Source organism: Pseudomonas sp. GL-RE-29 (assembly GCF_019947275.1).
Lineage (GTDB): Bacteria > Pseudomonadota > Gammaproteobacteria > Pseudomonadales > Pseudomonadaceae > Aquipseudomonas > Aquipseudomonas fluorescens_A.
Map to the genome: position 1 here is coordinate 19,303 of NZ_JAGYGD010000011.1, position 21,558 is coordinate 40,860.

General features: G+C 58.3%; 21 protein-coding genes. 12 read left to right on the forward strand and 9 right to left on the reverse strand.

What is annotated here, in order from left to right; genetic code table 11:
- Window positions 1-602 precede the first annotated feature (602 nt).
- Window positions 603-1,382, reverse strand: a complete 780-nt coding sequence (gene yaaA / locus KGB21_RS11335) for a peroxide stress protein YaaA (protein WP_034148964.1) — start codon at window positions 1,380-1,382, stop codon at window positions 603-605.
- 310 nt (window positions 1,383-1,692) lie between these two features.
- Between yaaA and KGB21_RS11340 the strand changes: the two genes are divergently transcribed.
- The 6 genes from KGB21_RS11340 to KGB21_RS11365 all read left to right on the forward strand — a co-directional run bounded on the left by KGB21_RS11340 (window position 1,693) and on the right by KGB21_RS11365 (window position 6,964).
- Window positions 1,693-2,817: a polysaccharide deacetylase family protein gene (locus KGB21_RS11340; protein ID WP_034148965.1), complete on the forward strand. Its 1,125-nt coding sequence runs from the start codon at window positions 1,693-1,695 to the stop codon at window positions 2,815-2,817.
- Between the two features lie 360 nt (window positions 2,818-3,177).
- On the forward strand, window positions 3,178-4,572 hold the full coding sequence (locus KGB21_RS11345) for a PhoH family protein (protein ID WP_034148966.1): 1,395 nt from the start codon (window positions 3,178-3,180) through the stop codon (window positions 4,570-4,572).
- A gap of 139 nt (window positions 4,573-4,711) precedes the next feature.
- Complete coding sequence (gene moaC, locus KGB21_RS11350; protein ID WP_223505163.1) at window positions 4,712-5,185, forward strand: cyclic pyranopterin monophosphate synthase MoaC; 474 nt, start codon at window positions 4,712-4,714, stop codon at window positions 5,183-5,185.
- A complete protein-coding gene (locus KGB21_RS11355) occupies window positions 5,182-5,424 on the forward strand; it encodes a MoaD/ThiS family protein (protein WP_034148968.1) in 243 nt (80 codons plus the stop codon). Before moaC ends, KGB21_RS11355 begins: the two co-directional genes overlap by 4 nt.
- A 3-nt stretch (window positions 5,425-5,427) precedes the next feature.
- Entirely contained in the window at window positions 5,428-5,880 is a 453-nt protein-coding gene (moaE, locus tag KGB21_RS11360; protein ID WP_034148969.1) for a molybdopterin synthase catalytic subunit MoaE, read from the forward strand.
- Window positions 5,881-6,187: 307 nt separating this feature from the next.
- Window positions 6,188-6,964 carry an ABC transporter substrate-binding protein gene (locus KGB21_RS11365; RefSeq protein ID WP_223505164.1) on the forward strand — a complete coding sequence of 259 codons (777 nt, stop codon included), beginning with the start codon at window positions 6,188-6,190 and terminating at the stop codon, window positions 6,962-6,964.
- A 92-nt stretch (window positions 6,965-7,056) separates the two neighbouring features.
- Here the strand turns inward: KGB21_RS11365 and KGB21_RS11370 are convergent, their stop codons facing one another.
- The 5 genes from KGB21_RS11370 to KGB21_RS11390 all read right to left on the reverse strand — a co-directional run bounded on the left by KGB21_RS11370 (window position 7,057) and on the right by KGB21_RS11390 (window position 12,381).
- On the reverse strand, window positions 7,057-7,698 hold the full coding sequence (locus KGB21_RS11370) for a PAS domain-containing protein (RefSeq protein ID WP_263386192.1): 642 nt from the start codon (window positions 7,696-7,698) through the stop codon (window positions 7,057-7,059).
- Between the two features lie 107 nt (window positions 7,699-7,805).
- Entirely contained in the window at window positions 7,806-8,933 is a 1,128-nt protein-coding gene (locus KGB21_RS11375) for an NAD(P)/FAD-dependent oxidoreductase (RefSeq protein ID WP_223505165.1), read from the reverse strand.
- A gap of 119 nt (window positions 8,934-9,052) precedes the next feature.
- A complete protein-coding gene (locus KGB21_RS11380; protein WP_223505166.1) occupies window positions 9,053-10,000 on the reverse strand; it encodes an ornithine cyclodeaminase family protein in 948 nt (315 codons plus the stop codon).
- Window positions 10,001-10,126: 126 nt separating this feature from the next.
- Entirely contained in the window at window positions 10,127-11,614 is a 1,488-nt protein-coding gene (gene rhlB / locus KGB21_RS11385; protein ID WP_223505167.1) for an ATP-dependent RNA helicase RhlB, read from the reverse strand.
- A 110-nt stretch (window positions 11,615-11,724) separates the two neighbouring features.
- Window positions 11,725-12,381 (reverse strand): alpha/beta hydrolase, encoded by a 657-nt coding sequence (locus tag KGB21_RS11390; RefSeq protein ID WP_223505168.1) that lies wholly within the window; start codon window positions 12,379-12,381, stop codon window positions 11,725-11,727.
- A 467-nt stretch (window positions 12,382-12,848) separates the two neighbouring features.
- Here KGB21_RS11390 and KGB21_RS11395 point away from each other — a divergent pair, with 467 nt between their 5' ends.
- The 6 genes from KGB21_RS11395 to KGB21_RS11420 all read left to right on the forward strand — a co-directional run bounded on the left by KGB21_RS11395 (window position 12,849) and on the right by KGB21_RS11420 (window position 19,222).
- Window positions 12,849-13,880, forward strand: coding sequence for an amino acid ABC transporter substrate-binding protein (locus tag KGB21_RS11395; RefSeq protein WP_034148977.1), 1,032 nt, complete (start codon window positions 12,849-12,851; stop codon window positions 13,878-13,880).
- Window positions 13,881-13,945: 65 nt separating this feature from the next.
- On the forward strand, window positions 13,946-15,127 hold the full coding sequence (locus KGB21_RS11400; RefSeq protein ID WP_223505169.1) for an amino acid ABC transporter permease: 1,182 nt from the start codon (window positions 13,946-13,948) through the stop codon (window positions 15,125-15,127).
- 10 nt (window positions 15,128-15,137) lie between these two features.
- A complete protein-coding gene (locus KGB21_RS11405; RefSeq protein WP_223505170.1) occupies window positions 15,138-16,235 on the forward strand; it encodes an amino acid ABC transporter permease in 1,098 nt (365 codons plus the stop codon).
- 10 nt (window positions 16,236-16,245) lie between these two features.
- A complete protein-coding gene (locus tag KGB21_RS11410) occupies window positions 16,246-17,010 on the forward strand; it encodes an amino acid ABC transporter ATP-binding protein (RefSeq protein ID WP_003171943.1) in 765 nt (254 codons plus the stop codon).
- Between the two features lie 255 nt (window positions 17,011-17,265).
- Entirely contained in the window at window positions 17,266-17,925 is a 660-nt protein-coding gene (locus tag KGB21_RS11415) for a FadR/GntR family transcriptional regulator (protein ID WP_034148980.1), read from the forward strand.
- Entirely contained in the window at window positions 17,915-19,222 is a 1,308-nt protein-coding gene (locus tag KGB21_RS11420; RefSeq protein WP_223505171.1) for a CynX/NimT family MFS transporter, read from the forward strand. The genes KGB21_RS11415 and KGB21_RS11420 overlap by 11 nt, the downstream gene beginning before the upstream one ends.
- Window positions 19,223-19,358: 136 nt before the next feature.
- Here the strand turns inward: KGB21_RS11420 and KGB21_RS11425 are convergent, their stop codons facing one another.
- From KGB21_RS11425 to KGB21_RS11435, 3 genes are all read right to left on the reverse strand, one after another.
- Entirely contained in the window at window positions 19,359-19,976 is a 618-nt protein-coding gene (locus KGB21_RS11425) for a DUF1120 domain-containing protein (protein WP_223505172.1), read from the reverse strand.
- 117 nt (window positions 19,977-20,093) lie between these two features.
- Window positions 20,094-20,714 (reverse strand): DUF1120 domain-containing protein, encoded by a 621-nt coding sequence (locus tag KGB21_RS11430; protein ID WP_034148983.1) that lies wholly within the window; start codon window positions 20,712-20,714, stop codon window positions 20,094-20,096.
- 120 nt (window positions 20,715-20,834) lie between these two features.
- Window positions 20,835-21,458 (reverse strand): DUF1120 domain-containing protein, encoded by a 624-nt coding sequence (locus KGB21_RS11435; protein ID WP_034148984.1) that lies wholly within the window; start codon window positions 21,456-21,458, stop codon window positions 20,835-20,837.
- Window positions 21,459-21,558 lie beyond the last annotated feature (100 nt).

Sequence of the window (21,558 nt, forward strand, 5' to 3'; positions counted from 1 at the left end):
CTGAAGATGCTTGTGCAATGGTCTTGCGCGCTCAATGCCAGGCCAAAGGCCTGTAAATCAAGCGGTTGGGTGCTCAGGTGAGCACGTTTATAGGGGCGCTGCCATGGCCTTGTAGGGGATAGTCATCGAGCGTTATCTCCTGTCCATTCTGTGTTGTCCAAATCAGGGATTATTCAATCAAAGTTAATGTGACAACTTTGCTATACGAATCTCTGTTCTGCGTAAGTCTTCTCCTACAAGCTCTGTGAGAATCGTTACCGGTGGTATGAGCGGTGCATTCGGACATAGTTCCGATCCGCTCATCATGAAATCTGAAATTTCTTGAAATATTGAGAAAGATGGCACTGCTCTCAAATTGATAGCACTTACCGTTTCGCCCTTTATATATAGGCGGATTATTGGAGGGGATAGTTTTTTGCCACTACCGATAAAAATTTTCAGTGCCACTACTGAAAAAAAAGATCGAAGTCGAGTGAAACTAAAGTTAGAAAAATGACTGATGGGTTTTTGGCGCCATAAAAATGGCGAAAAAGGCGGGAGAAGAAGGGGCAATCAATGGGTGGCGCACGACAGTGTTTGAGGTCGTGCGCCGACCGGGTGCATCACTCTGGTGCGTGATCGCGCAGGAACACCAGATTGTCCGGTTTCGACTGCTCGGCGCTGTAGCGATAGCCTTGGACGTCGAACTGCTTGAGGGCTGCCGGGTCGTTGATGCGCTCCTCAATGACGAAGCGACTCATCAAGCCGCGGGCTTTTTTCGCGTAGAAACTGATGATCTTGTACTGACCGTTCTTCAGGTCCTTGAACTCGGTATTGATGATGCGTGCGTTCAGGGCATTGCGCTTGACCGCCGAGAAGTACTCGTTGGAAGCCAGGTTCAGCAGTACGTCATCGCCTTGATCGGCCAGGGCTTCGTTCAGCCATTCGCTGATCCGCGTGCCCCAGAAGGCATACAAGTCCTTGCCACGGGTGTTGGCCAGTTTGGTGCCCATTTCCAGTCGATACGGCTGCATCAAGTCCAGCGGCCGCAGCAGGCCGTACAGGCCGGAGAGCATGCGCAAATGTTGCTGGGCGTAATCGAAATCGGCTTCGCTGAAAGTTTGCGCGTTCAGGCCGGTGTACACGTCGCCCTTGAATGCCAGCAACGCTTGCTTGGCATTCTCTGGCGTAAACGCCGGGGTCCAGCTGCCGAAACGCGCGGCGTTGAGCCCGCCGATCTTGTCGGAGACGTGCATCAACTCGCTGATCTGCGCCGGCGTGAGGTCGCGCAACTGCAGGATCAGTTCCTGGGAATGGTCGAGGTATTGCGGCTGGGTGAAGCGCTGGGTCGCCGGCGGTGTTTCGTAATCGAGGGTCTTGGCGGGTGAAATCACCATCAGCATGAAGTCGTCTCCTTTAATCGTGGGGGCGATTCTAGGGGGTTGTCATCGTTGACTCCAGCTATCGGGGTAATAGGTGATCGGTGGTGTGCCTGAATGGGCTTTTGTGGCGACGGAGCTTGCTCCCGCTCGAGCGCGAAGCGGTCGCAAGATGGGTGCGCCGGTTTTCCTGAAGGAATGAATTCGCTGGTTTGGGTCTGCTTCGCAGCCCAGCGGGAGCAAGCTCCCTCGCCACAATGAGGTCGCTGGGGCTGCGGGAGTTGAGTGCGGATCGGATATAGTGCCGCGCGGGTTTTGTTATGGAGACATCCCATTGCGCATTGCTTTTCTAATATCGGCCTGGCTCCTGAGCTTCGGCGCCATGGCGGCTCCCGGGGATGTAGCGACGCTTGATCGCAGCACCTGGCCTGAACAGCTCAACAACCCGACGCTGTTCGACGTCGCCTCGCGCGCCGAAATTCTCATGTTCGCCCACGTGCTGCTGGCCAGCGAAGCCTTGGACGAACCGGCGCTGGCGCAGCGTTTGAGCTTGCGCAGCATCAACATGGAATCGATCAACCGTGTTCGCCAGCGCCTGTGGCAACGCCTGCTGAGCAACTACAACTTCGCTCAGCAAAGCTGCGATCAGGACGCCTCGTTCTGTTTTCTGGTCGAAGACATGCCGACCCTGCGCGAACAAGCCACCAAGTTTCAGATCAGCGAGGACAGCTACTACATAAAGTGGGCCGAGCCGAGCAGGGTGTTTCACACCCAGTACCTGGACGAGCAATTACGCAAGGCTGCGCTGTTCCCGCAGACCAGCAGTGAAGTCGATCATTTTGGCGACTATGAGCGCAGCGGCGACGGGATGCATGACCGGCTGTTTTTGTTAACGTTCGACAGTGCCGCGAATGCCGTACCGGACAACACGACCTGGGTCACGGACTACCTGCGCAAGTCCAACATGAGCGGCACGTTCTTCGTCCTTGGCAAGGACATCCAGGCGCGATTGGTCGAGCGGTCGGTGGTCAGCCTGCAATCGACCTACTCAACGCAGTGTGTCGGCATGCAGGGCTGGGAGTTTCGATCCCACAGTCACTGGCAGGATTGGCAGGATTCGGTACGACGCAGCGCCGAGTTGGTGAAAAGCAAACTGCCGGAAAACTATGTGCCGCTGTTCCGTCCGCCTGATGGCCAGCGCCGGTCCGACGCCGAAGGCTTCTTCAAGTCCCAGGGCTTGCAGGTGGCGCTGTGGGACATCGATGCCCAGGACGGTGCCGGCAAGCTGAAAGCCAACCAGAGCGCGCAACGGGTGCTGACCCTGATGCTGCTGTGGCGCCATGGCGTGATCAACTTCAATGTGAAACAGGATGGGGTAAAAACGGCATTGCCCTGGTTGATTACACAAACGGCGCAAAGCGGGATCGGCTGGGAGGACTGTCAGAGCGGGTTCCAATGAAAGGCCTGACGGCTTTTTCTGAAAACACGCAAAGCCCATAAACATTGGGCGGGGGGCGATTTTTGGAGGTATTTCGATACAGGCGGACTTCCGACTGTAAACGGGTGATGGCAGTCCGCCAAGTGCTATTGGTCATTCTGAAAAATAAACTTCAAAAAAACGTCAAAGTGCTTTTTTCTGTCATGTGTTTTGGAGTATTACGAAGACAGACCGCCGAAACCTGCAACACAGGTGGCGTCTTCCAAGACCCAGCTTTGTATGCAGTTCACTTGAGTCCCCGCAGGTGAGATTCGGCAGTCACTTCGAGGCGCAGCACCGTCAAGGTATTGCGTCGAATGGCTCCCACAAAGGTGACCGAGTATGGATGATCACGGACGTAGCTCTTCTTCCAACCAGCCAATCCTTTATGTACTCGATACCAACGTATTGATTCACGATCCAAACGCGCTGCTTAACTTCGAAGAACACCACGTCGCGATCCCGATGACCGTGCTGGAAGAGCTAGACAAGCTCAAAAGCGGGCATCACAGCGTTGCTGCCGAATGCCGTCAGGCCATCCGGCTGATCGACAAGACTCTGGGCGATGCCTCTCCCGAGGACGTTGAACAGGGCGTGCCGATCCAGCGGGGCAAGAGTGGACCGAAGGGCTTGCTGTCAATTCTGATGAGCAAGCGTGCCGAGCCGAACATCATTCTGCCCGAGCACCTGAACGACAACATCATCATCAACCAGTTGATCGACTTGCACGCGCGCGATCCGAAATTGCCTGTGGTGCTGGTCACCAAAGACATCAACATGCGCCTCAAGGCCCGAGCTTGTGGGATCGCGGCCGAGGACTACAGCACTGACCAACTGGTCGACGACGTGTCGCTGCTACCCAACGGGTACCACAACATGACTGGCTCCTTCTGGGACCGCGTGAGCAAGGTCGAAACCCGTCAGGACCACGGCCGCACCTGGCATCAGGTGCAACTGATCGACAACCTGCCGGCGGTGCATATCAATGAGTTCATCATTGATGAACAGGGGTTTGTCGGCTGGATCAAGGAGATCGACGAAGACAAGTTGCTGATTCTGGATCTGCACCAGGAACCTCTGCTGCACCAGGAAGCCTGGGGCCTGAAACCGCGTGACATCTATCAGAGCCTGGCGCTGTACGCTTTGCTCGATCCGGACATCCATCTGGTCAACCTGTCCGGTGCCGCCGGCTCTGGTAAAACCATCCTGGCGCTGGCGGCTGCGATTGAGCAGACCATGGTCAGCAAACGTTATCGCCGCATCATTGCCACCCGTAGCGTGCAGGGTCTTGACCAGGAGATCGGCTTCCTGCCCGGTACCGAAGCGGAAAAAATGGAGCCTTGGCTCGGCGCCATCACCGACAACCTCGAAGCCTTGCACATGGATGACGAAAGTACCCATGGCAGCGTCGACTACATCCTCAGCAAAGTGCCGTTGCAGTTCAAATCCCTCAACTACATCCGGGGCCGCAGCTTCCAGCAGAGTTTGATCCTGATCGACGAATGTCAGAACCTCACGCCGCACCAGATGAAAACCATCATCACCCGTGCCGGCGCCGGTTCCAAAGTGGTGTGCCTGGGTAACCTGGCACAGATCGACACCCCATACCTGTCCGCGACCAGTTCCGGGCTGACGTACCTCACTGAACGCTTCAAGGATTTCCCGAACGGCGTGCACATTACGCTGCAAGGGGTGCCACGTTCGATTCTGGCCGAATACGCCGAATCGCATTTGTAATCTTTCACACCAGAACCGGGCGGCCCAAAGCCGCCCGGTTTTTTATGCCCGACACAATTACAGGGGGACGGCAATATTCGTGCGTGCGGAAAATTGACCCGCAGGTTTACAATCGACGCTCCTGATCAGGAGTAATCCCGTGCTGACTCATCTCGATTCCCAAGGTCGCGCCAACATGGTCGACGTCACTGAAAAAGCCGTGACGTTCCGTGAGGCGACGGCTCAAGCGCTGGTGCGCATGATGCCTGAAACCCTGCAAATGATCGTCAGCGGCGGTCACCCCAAGGGTGATGTATTCGCCGTGGCGCGCATCGCCGGCATTCAGGCGGCGAAGAAAACCAGCGACCTGATTCCTCTCTGCCATCCGCTGATGCTGACCGGTGTGAAAGTCGAACTGAGTGCCGAAGGCGATGACAGCGTGCGTATCGTGGCGCGCTGCAAGCTATCCGGGCAGACCGGCGTCGAGATGGAAGCCCTGACCGCCGCCAGTGTCGCGGCACTGACCATCTACGACATGTGCAAAGCGGTTGATCGCGGCATGACCATTGAAAGCGTGCGCCTGCTGGAAAAGGTTGGCGGCAAGAGCGGTCATTTCCAGGCGGATCAACCATGAACATCACAGTGAAGTTTTTCGCCCGCTATCGCGAAGCATTGGGTGTGGATTCGGTGAAGGTCGAAGGCAGCTTCGCCACCGTCGACGACGTGCGTGCGCTGCTGGCTCTGCGTGACGGCGCCGATGTCCTGGCCGAGCAGAACCTGATGTGCGCCCGCAACGAAGACCTCTGCCAGCTCGACGAGCCGGTCAGCGATGGCGACGAAGTGGCGTTCTTTCCGACCGTGACCGGGGGCTGATCGATGGCCATCCGCGTGCAAGCCACAGCGTTCGATCCAGGGGCTGAAGTCAATGCCATGCACGCCGCCAATGTCGGCGTCGGCGCGGTGGTGAGTTTTGTCGGCTACGTGCGTGACTTCAATGACGGGCTTGATGTGGCCGGGATGTTCCTCGAGCACTATCCGGGCATGACCGAAAAAGCCCTTGGCAAGATCGCCACCGAGGCTGAGCAGCGCTGGCCGTTGCTCAAGCTGCAAGTGCTGCATCGCATTGGCGCCCTGGAACCGGGTGAACCGATCGTCTTCGTCGGCGCCGCCAGCGCCCATCGCCAGGCGGCGTTCGACGCCTGCGCCTTTGTCATGGATTACCTGAAAACCCGCGCGCCGTTCTGGAAGAAAGAAAACACCAGCGACGGCCCACGTTGGGTTGAAGGGCGTGACAGTGATCATGCGGCGGCGGATCGCTGGAAGCAGTAGTTCCTGTTGCGTTCTCCAGTCAGTCATCGCGGGCAAGCCCACTCCCACAGGGGCTGTGTCGTACACAAAATTTGTGTTCAGCCAGATCTACTGTGGGAGCGGGCTTGCCCGCGAAGAGGCCATCCGCTTCACCCAAGAACCTCTTGATTCACCACCCGACCATCGGCCGACACGGGCAGCATTTGCCTGATTGACGATTTATACGTAAAAGTCCAGTATGGAATTATAAGTACAAAAAAAGGCTTTCCCCTGTTTCAGCTCTTTCTTCTGTCTTGCCAAACCAACAACAACCCGCGAGAGAACGAACATGAAGAAGTTTCCCCTCATCACCGGTCTGGCCCTGAGCCTGTTGGCGTGCAGTAGCCTGTTTGCCGCCGAGAAAACCCTGCGCATCGGTATCGAAGCGGCTTACCCGCCGTTCGCCTCGAAAACCGATAAAGGCGAAATCGTCGGTTTCGACTACGACATCGGCAATGCCCTGTGCGAGCAGATGAAGGTCAAGTGTGTGTGGGTCGAAGGTGAGTTCGACGGTCTGATTCCTTCCCTGAAGGTGAAGAAAATCGACATGGCGCTGTCGTCCATGACCATCAACGAAGACCGCAAGAAATCGGTGGATTTCACCCACAAGTACTACTTCACTTCCTCGCGTCTGGTGATGAAGGAAGGCGCAGTGGTGGATGACCAGTACGCCAGCCTCAAGGGCAAGACGATCGGCGTGCAGCGTGCGACCACCACCGACCGTTATGCCACCGAGGTGTTCGAACCCAAGGGCGTTAACGTCAAGCGCTACAGCAATAACGAAGAGATCTACATGGACCTGGCGTCCGGTCGTCTCGATGCGATTTTTGCCGACACCATTCCGCTCAATGACTTCCTGTCGATGCCGCGCGGCAAAGGCTATGCGTTTGTCGGGCCGGAGTTGAAGGATCCGAAATACGTGGGCGAGGGTGCGGGGATTGCAGTGCGTAAGGGTAATGCCGAACTGGTCAGCCAGTTGAACACGGCCATCGACAGTATTCGCGCCAATGGTGAATATCAGAAGATCTCGGACAAGTATTTCAAGTCGGATATCTATGGCGATTGATCGGTAAAGATCGCAGCCTCGTTTCACTCGTCAGCTCCTACAGGGGATCGCGTTCTTTGTAGGGGCTGCCGCAGGCTGCGGTCTTTTGATCTTCAGCCCTTCAATTCTTTCAAATGCTTGTAAACCGTCGCCCGTCCCATGTTCAGCACATTGGCCACATAGTTCGATGCGCTTTTGCCCTTGAACGCGCCTTCGGCGTGCAGCGCCAATACCAACTCCCGTTTGTGATCGCGAGTCAGCGTGTTCAGGCTCAGCTGCCGTTCGCGCAGCCAGTTGTGCAGGAAGGTGTTGATTCGCTCCTGCCAGTCATCGCGAAACAACGAGTCCGGTTGCGGAATCAGCTTGCTGGGTGACAGAAACAAATCCAGCGCCGCTTTGGCATTCTCGAACAGCGAAATATTCAGATTGATACACAACACCGCCAGCGGATGATCTTCGTTGTCCCGTAGCACAGTGCTCAGGCTGCGAATCTTCTGACCATCCCAGTTGAGCTTTTCATACGGCCCGATGTTTCTATCGCTGACGTCGTCGCTGAGCATGTCCTCCAACGCCGAGTCATCGCCGATTTCCCGTTTCGACAGGTTGTTGGCGATGTAATCGACCTTTTGCGTGCGCAAGTCGTGCAGCACCACCTCGGCGTGAGGAAAGAACAACGTGGCGATGGCATCGGCGATTGCCCGGAAGTTATCCAGGGATGTGTCGCTCAGGGTCGGATCTATTTCGGGGGCGTTCATGCGTTGGGGCTCTTTATAAAATAGAACGTCGGGCAGCATCAGCGCCCCGAAAACGGGGCCCTGAAAGTGTGCCGCAATCGTGTCGGCGCGTCACCTGAGGACGAGGCTCAGCCCAGGCGGGCAGGGGAGAGCATGTTGGCGCTCAGGCCAAAGCGGGTGAGTTGTTCGGGCAGGGCTTCACCGCGTACCAGCGCCGCGCTGGCCTGACCCATGGCCGGCGAGGTCTGAATGCCGTAGCCGCCTTGTGCCGCGACCCAGAACAGCCCTGGCACCTGTGGATCGAAACCGGACAGCAAGTCGCCGTCGCTGACGAAACTGCGCAGGCCGGCCCAGGTGCGGGTCGGGCGGCGAATGGTCAGGGTCGTGGCTTCTTCGATCTGGTAAATGCCCATGGCGATGTCCAGCTCTTCGGGCTGCACGTCGTGGGGCTCCACCGGGTCGGCGTTGGCCGGCGAGCCGAGGAACATCCCGGCGTCGGGTTTCATGTAGAAGGATTCGTCGAGGCTGACCAGCATCGGCCAATCGTGAATGTCCACGCCTTCGGGGCCGGCGAAGATGAACGCCGCGCGACGCTTGGGTTGCAAGCCGAGCGGTTGGGCGCCGGCCAGCTCACCGATCTTGTCCGCCCAGGCGCCGGCGGCGTTGATGATGATCGGGGCGCTGAAGGTCCCTGTGTTGGTCTGCACGCGCCATACACCTTCGGCGTCACGGCTGAGGCTCAGCACTTCGCAATCGGTATGGACTTCGCTTTTATTGCGGCGGATACCGCGCAGGTAGCCTTGATGCAGTGCGTCGGTGTCGATGTCGCTGGCGGTCGGGTCGTAGATCGCACCGTGGACTTTTTCCCGGCGCAGGATCGGCACCCGGGCGCAGGCCTCGTCGGCGCTGAGCAATTGCATCTCCGGCACCGTGGCTTTTGCGCTGAGGTATTGGTTGTTCAGTTCAGTCGGATCACCGCTGAAGTCCACGGTCATTTCGCCGCGCGGGGTCAGCAGCGGGTGTTCGCAGAAACCGCTGGGTGGCGCGTCGAAAAAGTCGCGGCTGGCTTGGGTCAGGGCGCGGACTTGCGGAGTGCCGTAGGCGGCGGTGAACAGGGCCGCCGAGCGTCCGGTGGAGTGATAGGCCGGATGGGATTCGCGTTCGAGCACGATCACACGCCCGTGCTGCGACAGCCAGAAACCGGTGGAAGCGCCGGCGATACCGCCGCCGATGATGATGAAATCTGCCTGGCTCATGAACGTCTCCTGAAATGCGTAGACACTGTAGGAGCCGGCTTGCTGGCGATGCAGGCGCCGCGGTTTGTCGGGAAAACCGTGGTGATGCGATCGCCAGCAAGCCGGCTCCTACAGGGGGGTTAGCGCTGAAGTTGGTAGATGGCATTGGCCAGCGCAATGTCTTCCAGGCCCAGGCCGATCGAGCGGAAGAACACGTGACGATCGTAGCCGGGACGTTGCACTTTCTCACTGAGCAGGTCGGGCAGGTCGCCGACAATCGCCTTGTTATCCCAGCCATGCTGCTCGGCGGCAATCAGCATTTCTCCCGCCGAGCCCGGGGTGGTCAGACGATAGTCACAGAACACCTGCATGTCGTTGAGGCTCTGCGGCGGCACTTCGTGGGCGCGTGGCGCGTTGGTGCTGATGGAGGTGATCAGCGCCGGTTTGCTCAGGTTTGACGGATCGATCACCGGGCCGGCGGACGAAGTGCAGAGCATGATCACGTCGGCGTCTTGCAAGGCCGCTTCGCGACTGTCGGCAATAGTCAGGCGCGGGTCGAGGTTTCGCAGTTGGTCCAATTCATCAGGGCTACTCGTGCTCAGGCTCGGCGAGTACAGGCTGATGCTCTGCCACTCGCGCAGGTTCTTCACGTAATGCACGTGCGCCTGGGCCACTTTGCCGCTGCCGATGATCGCCAGGCGCGTTGCATTCAACGGCGCGAGGGCATCGATGGCCACTGCGGTGGTCGCCGCCGTGCGCGCCGTGGTCAGTTCACCGGCATCGCACAGCAGCAGCGGCTGGCCGGTTTGCATCGACATCAGCAAGGTCCACGCGGTCACCAGCGGCCCTTGTTCGCGCACGATGTACGGCGAAGTCTTGACCCCGTAGACCCCGTCTTCAGCCAGCACGCCCAAGTAGTTGATGAAGTCGCCGGCACCCTGTGGAAACTCCACCAGTTGCTGCGCCGGTTGCACCGCTTGCCCGGCGGCCAGGTCGCGGAACAGTTTGCGCAGGATCTGCGGCACATCCACCTGCGCCAGCAACTCGCGGGCTTGAGGTTGGGAGATCACGTAAGGGGTGCTGGACATGTTCGGCTCCGGAAGCGAAAACTAAACTTATTTGTCTATTATGGACTTTTAGTTGTCTCGAACAATATCCAGACGAAAAAAAAGCGCAGTCCGTTTCCGGCTGCGCCTTTTTCTATCTGTCGTCCGTTACGGACGCTTGCGCTCAACCGCACGCAGCAGATGCGTCGGTGGTGTTTCGCAGCTGATCTTGCGACCCAGCTTTTCTTCGATGGACGGCAACTGGTACGAGTCGTCTTCACCGGCGAAACTGATGGACACACCATCGGCGCCGGCGCGACCGGTACGACCGATACGGTGCACGTAGTCGTCCGGGACTTCCGGCAGGGTGAAGTTGATCACGTGGCTGATACCGTCGATGTGGATGCCGCGCCCGGCCACGTCGGTGGCAACCAGCACGCGGATCTTGCCTTCGCGGAAACCTTCCAGGGTCTTGATGCGCTTGTGTTGCGGCACATCACCGGACAACTGCGCGGCGTTGACGCCATCGCGCACCAGGCGTTCTTCGATGCGCCGCACTTCGTCCTTGCGGTTGGCGAAAACGATCACGCGCTCCCAGCCGTTATCGGTGACCAGGTTGTAGAGCAGTTTGTACTTGTCGGCACCGGCCACCGCGTAGATGTGCTGCTCGACGTTTTCGCTGGCCACGTTGGTGACTTCGATTTCGACGATGGCAGGGTCGGTGGTCCACTGCTTGGCCAGGTTCATCACGTCTTCGGTGAAGGTCGCGGAGAACAGCAGCGTCTGGCGCTCGTTCTTCGGTGGAGTCTGGCGAATGATGGAGCGCACTTGCGGGATGAAACCCATGTCGAGCATGCGGTCGGCTTCGTCTAGCACCATGACTTCGACCATGTCCAGATGCACGTCGCCGCGCTGGTTGAAGTCCAGCAAGCGGCCCGGCGTAGCCACGAGGATGTCGCAGTGACGGGCTTCGAGGTGCTTGAGTTGCTTGTCGAAGTCCATGCCGCCCACGAAAGTCATGACGTTGAGGCCGGTGTATTTGGTCAGGTCCGCCGCGTCCTTGGCGATTTGCACCACCAGTTCGCGCGTCGGGGCAATGATCAGCGCCCGCGGCTCACCCATGTAGCGCTCTTTCGGCGGCGGGGTTTGCAGCAGTTGGGTGATGATCGAAATCAGGAACGCGGCGGTTTTGCCGGTGCCGGTCTGGGCACGGCCGATGGCGTCTTTGCCGGCGAGGGTAAAGCCCAGCACTTGCGCCTGGATCGGCGTGCAATACGGGAAGCCCAGGTCCTGGATGGCGTGCATCAGTTCGGGGGCGAGTTTGAAATCGTGGAAGCGGGTTTTGCCTTCCTGGGGTTCGACGACGAAGTCTTCGAGTTTCCAGGGAATGACCGGGGCTTTTGGCTTCGGTTCGCGGCGCGGTTTGGCCGGTTTCGGCGTTTCGCTGCGCGGTTGCTCGGCGGCGGATGACACCGCAGGCTCGGCGGCCGGTGCGCTCTGGGGTTCGTGTTTCGGTGCCGCTACGGGGGCGGTCCGACCAGACTGATGACCGTCGGTGCGGTGGCTGGGGGAGTGAGACGGAGCGCTGGGGACTGGCGCGAGTTGCTCAGTCTCGCTTTTACCGAACATTTTCTTGAGTGCTTTGAGCACGGTCATCTCATCAATTGGTTAAGGAATGTACGCCGGCCAGTGTAATGCAAGAATCGGGCGCGGCGTAGTGGGATGGATCAAAGGGCGTTTTTAAACAAAAAAGACCCGGAAAACGGTTACAGCAAACGTTCGCCGAGCCAGTCACCGATGTCGCGAATCTCTTCGGGTAACACTTCGTGGCCCATTGGGTATTCCTGCCATGTCACGGTGACACCACGCTGCTTCAAATGCTCGTAGGCGCTACGTCCCATCGAGTTCTGCACCACGTCATCGTACTGACCATGCATCGACAACACCGGAATACGCTGCTGACTGGCAGACAATTGCAGCTCGTCGCTGAAGGTCGGTGCATAAGTAGAGAGGGCAAGTACGCCACCCAGCGGTCCCTGCCATTTCAGAAACGCGGTGTGTAGAACCACGGCGCCGCCCTGGGAAAAACCGGCGAGAAAAATCCGCGAGGCGTCTATTCCGCTGGCGCGCTCCTGTTCGATCAATTTAATGACCCTGTCCGCCGAGTCTTCCAGCTGCTCGCGATTGATCGCGCGTGCTGGGGTCATGGCCAATATGTCGTACCAGCTCGGCATTTCGTAACCACCGTTGATGGTCACGGCGCAAGTCGGTGCCTGGGGTAGAACGAAGCGGGTGCTCAACAGACTTTCCTGCAGGGCTTCAGCCACCGGGAGGAAGTCATAGCGGTCGGCGCCCAGGCCGTGCAGCCAGATCACGCAGGCGTCTGCGGTCTTTACGGGCTGAAGAATCAAGGGCTCGGTCATGGCTGCTCCAATTTTGTGCGTGCGCTCTCATTGAGTGCGAGGTCTGAGGGCGTGTCTGGTTGATCAGTTACGAAGATGTCGCAAGGTTACAAGTTTTGCTATTGACCTGTCGCTTAACCGCTTTAGCGGCAGGTGTGGTACGGGCTTTGCTATGGGGAAGCGGTGCAACCCATCTCGCGACTGGCGGTAACACTATCAGTGTACTGCTGGAGGCGGGATAGCAAAAAATCCGGTGATGGATGTTCGCCAAAGGCCGCTACGGGCTTCGCGAACGTGAAAGGGCTACAGCCCGTTCGGCCGATTGGTGAGAAGTGAGTTGTCCTTTCTGTGGATTTTCTCCTACTAGACTCATAGCTACGGTCCTACGTCGGTTGACCCTAAAAAAAGCCAACACGGGTCAACAACGCCTCAAAAGGGTGCGACTGGACTCACGCTCCGACACAACAAGAGCAAAACTGGAGGTTTGAATGAAGATGTTGAAATCCACCCTGGCCGTCGTGACTGCAGCCGCAGTGCTTGGCGTCAGTGGGTTCGCTCAGGCGGGCGCGACCCTGGATGCAGTGCAGAAAAAAGGTTTCGTACAGTGCGGTGTGAGTGACGGTCTGCCGGGTTTCTCGGTGCCAGACTCCACCGGCAAGATCGTGGGTATCGATGCTGACTACTGCCGTGCTGTAGCGGCTGCCGTCTTCGGCGACGCAACCAAGGTCAAGTTCAGCCAGTTGAACGCCAAGGAGCGCTTCACCGCGCTGCAATCGGGCGAAATCGACATCCTGTCGCGCAACACCACCATGACCAGCTCCCGTGACGCGGGCATGGGTCTGAAATTCCCGGGCTTCATCACTTACTACGACGGCATCGGCTTCCTGGTTAACAACAAGCTGGGCGTTAAGAGTGCCAAGGAACTGGACGGTGCAACCATCTGCATCCAGGCCGGTACCACTACCGAACTGAACGTTTCCGACTACTTCCGTGGCAACGGTCTGAAATACACCCCGATCACTTTCGACACCTCCGACGAGAGCGCCAAGTCGCTGGAATCCGGTCGTTGCGACGTACTGACTTCCGACAAGTCCCAGCTGTTCGCCCAGCGCAGCAAGCTGGCCTCGCCGAAAGACTACGTGGTTCTGCCAGAAACCATTTCCAAAGAGCCTCTGGGCCCGGTCGTGCGTAACGGCGACGACGAGTGGCTGGCCATCGTGCGCTGGACTGGCTACGCCATGCTCAACGCTGAAGAAGCCGGTATCACTTCGAAGAACGTCGAAGCTGAAGCCAAAGGCACCAAGAACCCGGACGTAGCCCGTCTGCTGGGTACCGACGGTGAATACGGCAAAGACCTGAAAGTGAAGAAAGACTGGGTCGTACAGATCGTCAAGCAAGTCGGCAACTACGGTGAAGTGTTCGAGAAAAACCTCGGCAAGAACACTCCGCTGGAAATCGACCGCGGGCTGAACGCCTTGTGGAACGCTGGCGGCATTCAATACGCACCACCAGTGCGCTGATGGTTCTATCACCCGGTGGGCCAACCACCGGGTGATGTTCTGTTCCATTATTTCCGGGGCACTTCATGCAAAATTCAATCGGCGCACCAAAGCAGAGGCTCAGCCTCAGCGATCCACGAGTGCGTGCGTGGGTATTCCAGATCATCACCATTGTCGGTGTGGTCTCGTTAGGCTGGTTTCTGTTCGACAACACGCAAACCAACCTTCAGCACCGGGGCATTACCTCCGGTTTCGACTTTCTTGAGCGCAGTGCCGGTTTCGGCATCGCTCAGCACCTGATCGACTACACCGAAGCGGACAGCTATGCCCGGGTGTTTGTCATCGGTCTGCTCAACACCTTGCTGGTCACCTTCATCGGCGTGATTCTGGCCACCATCCTCGGCTTCATCGTCGGTGTGGCACGGCTGTCGAAGAACTGGATCATCGCCAAAGTGGCGACGGTATATGTGGAAGTCTTCCGTAACATTCCGCCGCTGCTGCAGATCCTGTTCTGGTACTTCGCGGTATTCCTGACCATGCCGGGGCCGCGCAACAGCCACAACTTCGGCGACACCTTCTTCGTCAGCAGCCGTGGCCTGAACATGCCGGCCGCACTGATGGCCGACGGTTTCTGGGCGTTTGCGATCAGCGTCGTGGTGGCCATCGTTGCCATCGTGCTGATGTGCCGCTGGGCCAACAAGCGCTTCGAAGCCACCGGCGTGCCGTTCCACAAGTTCTGGGTCGGCCTGGCGTTGTTCCTGGTAATCCCGACGCTGTGCGCGCTGATTTTCGGCGCACCGGTGCACTGGGAAATGCCGGAGCTCAAGGGCTTCAACTTCGTCGGCGGCTGGGTGCTGATCCCGGAACTGCTGGCCTTGACCCTGGCCCTGACGGTTTACACCGCGGCGTTCATCGCCGAGATCGTGCGCTCGGGCATCAAGTCGGTCAGCCACGGCCAGACCGAAGCGGCGCATTCGCTTGGCCTGCGCAACGGTCCGACCCTGCGCAAGGTGATCATCCCGCAAGCCCTGCGCGTGATCATTCCACCGCTGACCAGCCAATACCTGAACCTGGCGAAGAACTCCTCGCTGGCGGCCGGTATCGGTTATCCGGAAATGGTTTCGTTGTTTGCCGGTACGGTGCTGAACCAGACCGGGCAGGCGATCGAGGTGATTGCGATCACCATGAGCGTGTACCTGGCGATCAGTATCAGCATTTCCTTGCTGATGAACTGGTACAACAAGCGCATTGCGCTGATCGAGCGGTAAGGAAAAGCGCATGAGTATTCATACTTTCAAACCCGACATGCCACCACCGAGCAGTAGCATCGGCGTGGTGGCGTGGATGCGCGCGAACATGTTCTCCAGCTGGCTCAACACCCTGCTGACCCTGTTCGCGTTCTACCTGATCTATCTTGTGGTGCCGCCGATTTTGCAGTGGGCGATCATCGACGCCAACTGGGTCGGCACCACTCGCGCCGACTGCACCAAGGAGGGCGCCTGCTGGGTGTTCATCCAGCAGCGCATCGGCCAGTTCATGTACGGCTACTATCCGCCGGAACTGCGCTGGCGCGTAGACCTGACCGTGTGGCTGGCGGTCATCGGCGTGGCACCGTTGTTCATCTCGCGCTTCCACCGTAAAGCGGTGTATGGCCTGAGCTTCCTGGTGCTGTACCCGATCATTGCCTGGTGCCTGCTGCATGGCGGCGTTTTCGGCCTTACCCAAGTGGCGACCAGCCAATGGGGCGGCCTGATGCTGACCCTGGTGATCGCCACTGTCGGCATTGCCGGTGCCTTGCCGCTGGGGATTGTCCTGGCGCTGGGCCGTCGTTCGAACATGCCAGCGATTCGTGTGGTCTGCGTGACCTTCATCGAATTCTGGCGCGGTGTGCCGTTGATCACGGTGCTTTTCATGTCCTCGGTGATGCTGCCGCTGTTCCTGCCTGAAGGCATGAACTTCGACAAACTGCTGCGGGCGCTGATCGGCGTGATCCTGTTCCAGTCGGCCTACGTGGCGGAAGTGGTGCGCGGTGGCCTGCAAGCGATCCCTAAAGGTCAGTACGAAGCGGCTGCGGCGATGGGCCTCGGTTACTGGCGCAGCATGGGCCTGGTGATTCTGCCGCAAGCCCTGAAGATGGTGATCCCCGGCATCGTCAACACCTTCATTGCCCTGTTCAAGGACACCAGCCTGGTGATCATCATCGGCCTGTTCGACTTGCTCAACAGCGTCAAGCAAGCCGCCGCCGACCCGAAATGGCTGGGCATGGCCACTGAAGGCTATGTGTTTGCGGCCCTGGTGTTCTGGATTTTCTGTTTTGGTATGTCGCGCTACTCCATGCATTTGGAACGTAAGCTCGACACAGGCCACAAGCGTTAGGAGTTAAGTGATGAGCGAAGCGATCAAACAGCCTGTGAGCCCTGAAGGCATTATTCAGATGCAGGGCGTGAACAAGTGGTACGGCCAGTTTCACGTACTGAAAGACATCAACCTCAACGTCAAGCAGGGCGAGCGTATCGTCCTCTGCGGCCCGTCGGGTTCCGGCAAGTCCACCACCATCCGTTGCCTGAACCGTCTGGAAGAACACCAGCAGGGTCGCATCGTGGTCGATGGCGTGGAACTGACCAACGACCTCAAGCAGATCGAAGCGATCCGCCGCGAAGTCGGCATGGTGTTCCAGCACTTCAACCTGTTCCCGCACCTGACCATCCTGCAGAACTGCACCCTGGCGCCGATGTGGGTACGCAAGATGCCCAAGCGCAAGGCCGAGGAAATCGCCATGCATTACCTGGAACGCGTACGCATTCCGGAGCAGGCGCATAAATTCCCGGGGCAACTGTCCGGCGGTCAGCAACAGCGTGTGGCGATTGCCCGTGCGCTGTGCATGAAGCCGAAAATCATGCTGTTCGACGAACCGACTTCGGCACTCGACCCGGAGATGGTGAAAGAGGTTCTGGACACCATGATCGGCCTGGCCGAAGACGGCATGACCATGCTTTGCGTAACCCACGAAATGGGCTTCGCCCGCACCGTGGCCAACCGCGTGATCTTCATGGACAAGGGTGAAATCGTCGAACAGGCGGCACCGAACGACTTCTTCGACAACCCGCAAAATGATCGCACCAAGCTGTTCCTGAGCCAGATCCTGCATTGATCTGATTCGAGCGTTGAAATAAACCCGGACTGAGTTCCGGGTTTATTTTTGCCTGCAATTTATCGCCGTCCACAATCCCGTAGGAGCCGGCTTGCTGGCGATGGCGGTCTCTCATTGAAATCTACGTCGACTGATACATCCTCATTGCCAGCAAGCCGGCTCCCAAAGGGTGGTGAAAACCCGGTTGCCCCAAGAGGAGATGCTGACTACCATGTCAGAAAATTCATCCTATGATTGGATGAAAGGGCGAGTCTTATGTCTGAAATTTCTCCATTAGTTAAACGATCCCTGGTCGATCAGGCCCTGGATCAATTACGTCTGCGCATCACCCAAGGTGTCTGGACGGTCGGCCAACGCTTGCCCACCGAACCCGAACTGTCGGCAGAGCTGGGCATCAGCCGCAACACCGTGCGTGAAGCCATGCGCGTGTTGGCATTTTCCGGATTGATTGAAATCCGCCAGGGCGACGGCAGTTATCTGCGGGCGGTGGTTGATCCGCTGGACACCCTGAAAGCGTTATCCAGTTGTTCGCGGGAGCAGGCCCGCGAGACCCGGCACATCCTTGAGGTCGAGGCCATTGGCCTGGCCGCATTGCGCCGTACCGATGAGGATTTGGTGGCATTGCGCGAAGCACTGGGCGTCAGCGGCAGCCATTATCACGGTGATCTCGACACATACATCGCCTGCGATCTGGTGTTCCACCGTCGTCTGGTGGACGCCGCGCATAACCCGACACTCAGCGAGTTGTATCGCTATTTCTCCAGTGTCGTCGGCGCTCAGCTTCGCCATTGCCTGAACATCACCCCGCGCCGCCAGGAAGTCTTCGACCTGCATGTCGAACTGCTCGATGCCGTCGAACAACGCGACCCGGAGCGGGCCAAAGCCCTGTCGAGGCAGTTGATCAATGAACCTTGAAACCGAGAAAACCATGTCCAGCAATCGCAGCAATATCGCTGATACCAAGCGCACGGCAGAGCTGGAAGAACTGCTGATCGATGCCGAAGCCGACGACGCGCAGGTCCAGCAAACTCATCCAGTCCTGCGGCGACCATGGTTGTTGCTGCTGGGGTTGATTCTGGTGGCGCTGAACCTGCGCCCGGCGTTGTCGAGCATGGCGCCGATGCTCAGCGAAGTATCGAAGTCCCTCGGGCTGTCGGCCTCCCAGGCCGGATTGCTGACTACGCTGCCGGTACTTTGCCTCGGCCTGTTCGCACCCTTGGCGCCGGTGCTGGCGCGTCGTTTCGGTGCCGAGCGGGTGGTGCTCGGCATTTTGCTGACCCTCGCGGGCGGAATCATCCTGCGCAGCTCCTTTGGCGAGATCGGCCTGTTCGCCGGCAGTGTTCTGGCCGGCGCCAGCATCGGCGTGATCGGCGTCTTGCTGCCGGGCATCGTCAAACGCGACTTCCCGAAACAGGCCGGGACCATGACCGGTGTCTACACCATGGCCCTGTGCCTGGGCGCAGCCATGGCGGCGGGCGCAACCGTGCCATTGAGCGAACACTTCGACAAGAGCTGGGCATTGGGCCTCGGTTTCTGGGTGATTCCGGCGCTGGCCGCAGCGGTTTTCTGGTTGCCGCAGGTCGGGCAGAAACACGGTTCGCATCACGTTGCTTACCGTGTTCGCGGATTGCTGCGTGATCCGCTGGCCTGGCAAGTGACCTTGTACATGGGCCTGCAATCTTCACTGGCCTACATCGTGTTCGGCTGGTTGCCGTCGATCCTGATCGGCCGTGGCCTGACCCCGACCCAGGCCGGTCTGGTGCTCTCGGGTTCAGTGATCGTGCAACTGGTCAGCTCTCTCGCCGCACCGTGGCTGGCCACGCGCGGCAAGGATCAGCGGCTGGCCATCGTGATCGTCATGGCGCTGACCCTTGGCGGTCTGTTTGGTTGCCTGTACGCGCCGATCGAAGGTTTGTGGGGGTGGGCAATTGTGTTGGGGCTGGGGCAGGGCGCCACGTTCAGCCTGGCGTTGACGCTGATCGTGCTGCGTTCGCGGGACTCCCATGTGGCGACGAACCTGTCGAGCATGGCCCAAGGCTTCGGCTACACCCTGGCGTCCATGGGGCCTTTCGCGGTGGGAATCGTGCATGACTGGACCGGCGGCTGGACGGCCGTGGGCTGGATCTTCGGCGTGATAGGCCTTGGCGCAATCCTCGCCGGCCTCGGCGCCGGGCGTTCGCTGTACGTGCAGGTGGTCAGCGAAAAAGTCTGAAGGTAACGGGCGTTTACAGATAGGGCATTTTCAGCGTCGCCGAGCCATCGAATGAGGCGTCAGCTACTCAGGTAGCGCGTTGAGGCGCAGATCCGTTCGCTTGTATTGAAACAGCGAACGGTTCAGTGGCATGCGCTTATAGGTACTTCACTTCGATGGTCGCCGAACCGTCCAAAATGACGTCATCGGTCAAGGTCAGGCTGTCAGCGCGGGCGATGAACGTAGTAACTTCCAGGTCCATCGCCAAATCCTTAATAAAAATGGGTTCGATGGTGCCGGTGGAAGCAGCGAATGCGCTCAGAGAGTCGTGCCTCAACCAGGTTTTAGGCGACCAACTTACCCCGTCGTCCTCCGATTCAATCATGCGCACATCGGCGCCGTCCGCAACGGGGTTCTGGCCTGCCAGGTATACAAAGCCGATTTTTTCACCAGCGTCGGTCAACCCCAAGCCAAACCAGTCAGAGCTTCCTGTACCTGCTTTGTTGTCGGTTGAGTCCAGGGCAAACAACATCGGGGCATTACAGGCAATCGACAGTTGCAGCGTTTTAGTCGCGAGTTGAGTGGCTTTGGTTAGATTAAGGTCTTTGATTGGAATCTTGCCATTGTCCACCTTACCGCCGCTCGACAGATTGGGTGTACAAGCGGACGGCGTTATAAGACCAGTGACGGTCAGATCAGTGCTCGATGCTGCGAGGGCAAGCGGCGCAACGCCGATCAGTGCGGTTGCGGTGAGTGCGGCGAGATACTTTTTCATGAGGGTTATTGCTCTTTTTCATTGGTTGTCTTCCATTCCCTGCCAATTAAGCTCCGGGAATGGAGGAATAAACCGAACCACTCGCCCTGACACTGCGAATGGTTCAGTGTCAGGGGCTTAGATGTAGGTCAACTCAAACGTCGCGTGACCGTCGATCTGGACATCATCCGTCAAGGTTAGACCGTTGGCGGGCGCGATGTTGACGTAGATGTCCAGCTCCGCGGCGAGGTCTTTCACGGCAATCGGAGTGGTGAGGTCAGTGGGCGAGCTGACGGACAGCTGATACGACGGATACAGCCAGTTCGCTGCGCGCCAGGTCGCGCCGTCATTGACGGATTCGATCAGTCGCACGGTCTCACCGTCTGCCACTGCGGTTTTAGCTTTCACATTAACCGTGCCCAGCCGTTCACCGGCGTTGGTTAGCCCCAAGCCGTACCAGGTTCCGGATGAACCCGTGCCAGGGCGGTTATCGACGCCCGTTACGACCAGCGTCATCGGACCATCGCAGGCCACAGTGAGCTGGATCGGGTAAATGCCAAGGCGAGTGTGGTTGGTGGGATGAAGGTCTTTTGCTAACTTTTTGCCTACATCGATGATGCCTCCACTAGACAAACTCGGAACGCAAGCTTCCGGAGTGATGAGCCCGGTGACGGTCAGGTCGGTGCTTGATGCGGCGACGGCAAACGATGCGCTGCCGAGCAGCGCGGCGGCCGAGAGTGCAGCAAAGTATTTTTTCATTCAGGTATTCCGATTTATTTCAGGATTTGTTTTTGTCCCCTTCGCACCAACGTGTTTCGGGAACGGAAATCGGCACTGAATCACTCGCCCGGACGCTGCGAATGGCTCAGCGCCAGGCGGTTACAGGTAAGTCAGTTGAAGTGTCCCGGAGCCGTCGATCTTCACTTCGTTGGTCAACGTCAGGCTGTCTGCCCGGGTGATGGCAGGCCTGATCTGCAGATCCATGATCAGGTCTTTTACTGCAATCGGGGTGGTGTAGTCGGATTGCGAACTGACGGAAAGGAGGGCGCCTGGTCTTATCGATGGTGAGTAATTCCAGCTATTCCCTCCGTCAACCGATTCGATCGAATCCGAGTAACGGCCATCCACAACCACCTCATTGATACTGGTATAGAAATAGCCCAGCTTTTCACCTTCATCCGTCAGCCCCAGACCGTAAAAAAAATTTTCGTCTTCTGTCGCGGTGCCAGCCCTGTTATCGACGGATTCAAATGCAATGAAACGCGGATTTTCACAGGCCACGGTCAACTGCAGAGGATAGCTGCCGAGGTAGGTGTTCCCGGTTTGGTTGAGGGTATGTGCCGGGATCTTGCCGAGGTCGACTCCACCGTTATTGGACAGGCTCGGTGTACAAGCACCTGGCGTGATGAGGCCAGTAACGGTCAGGTCCGTCGACGAAGCGAGGGCATACGGCGCCATGCTGATCAACGCGGCGCTGGAAAGTGCTGCCAGATATTTTTTCATTTGATTTTCTTGATCACAGTGATTTTTTCATCCCGGACCGGGTGGTATCGGGAATTGATTTCGGCACCGAACCACTCACCCTGACGCTGCGAATGGTTCA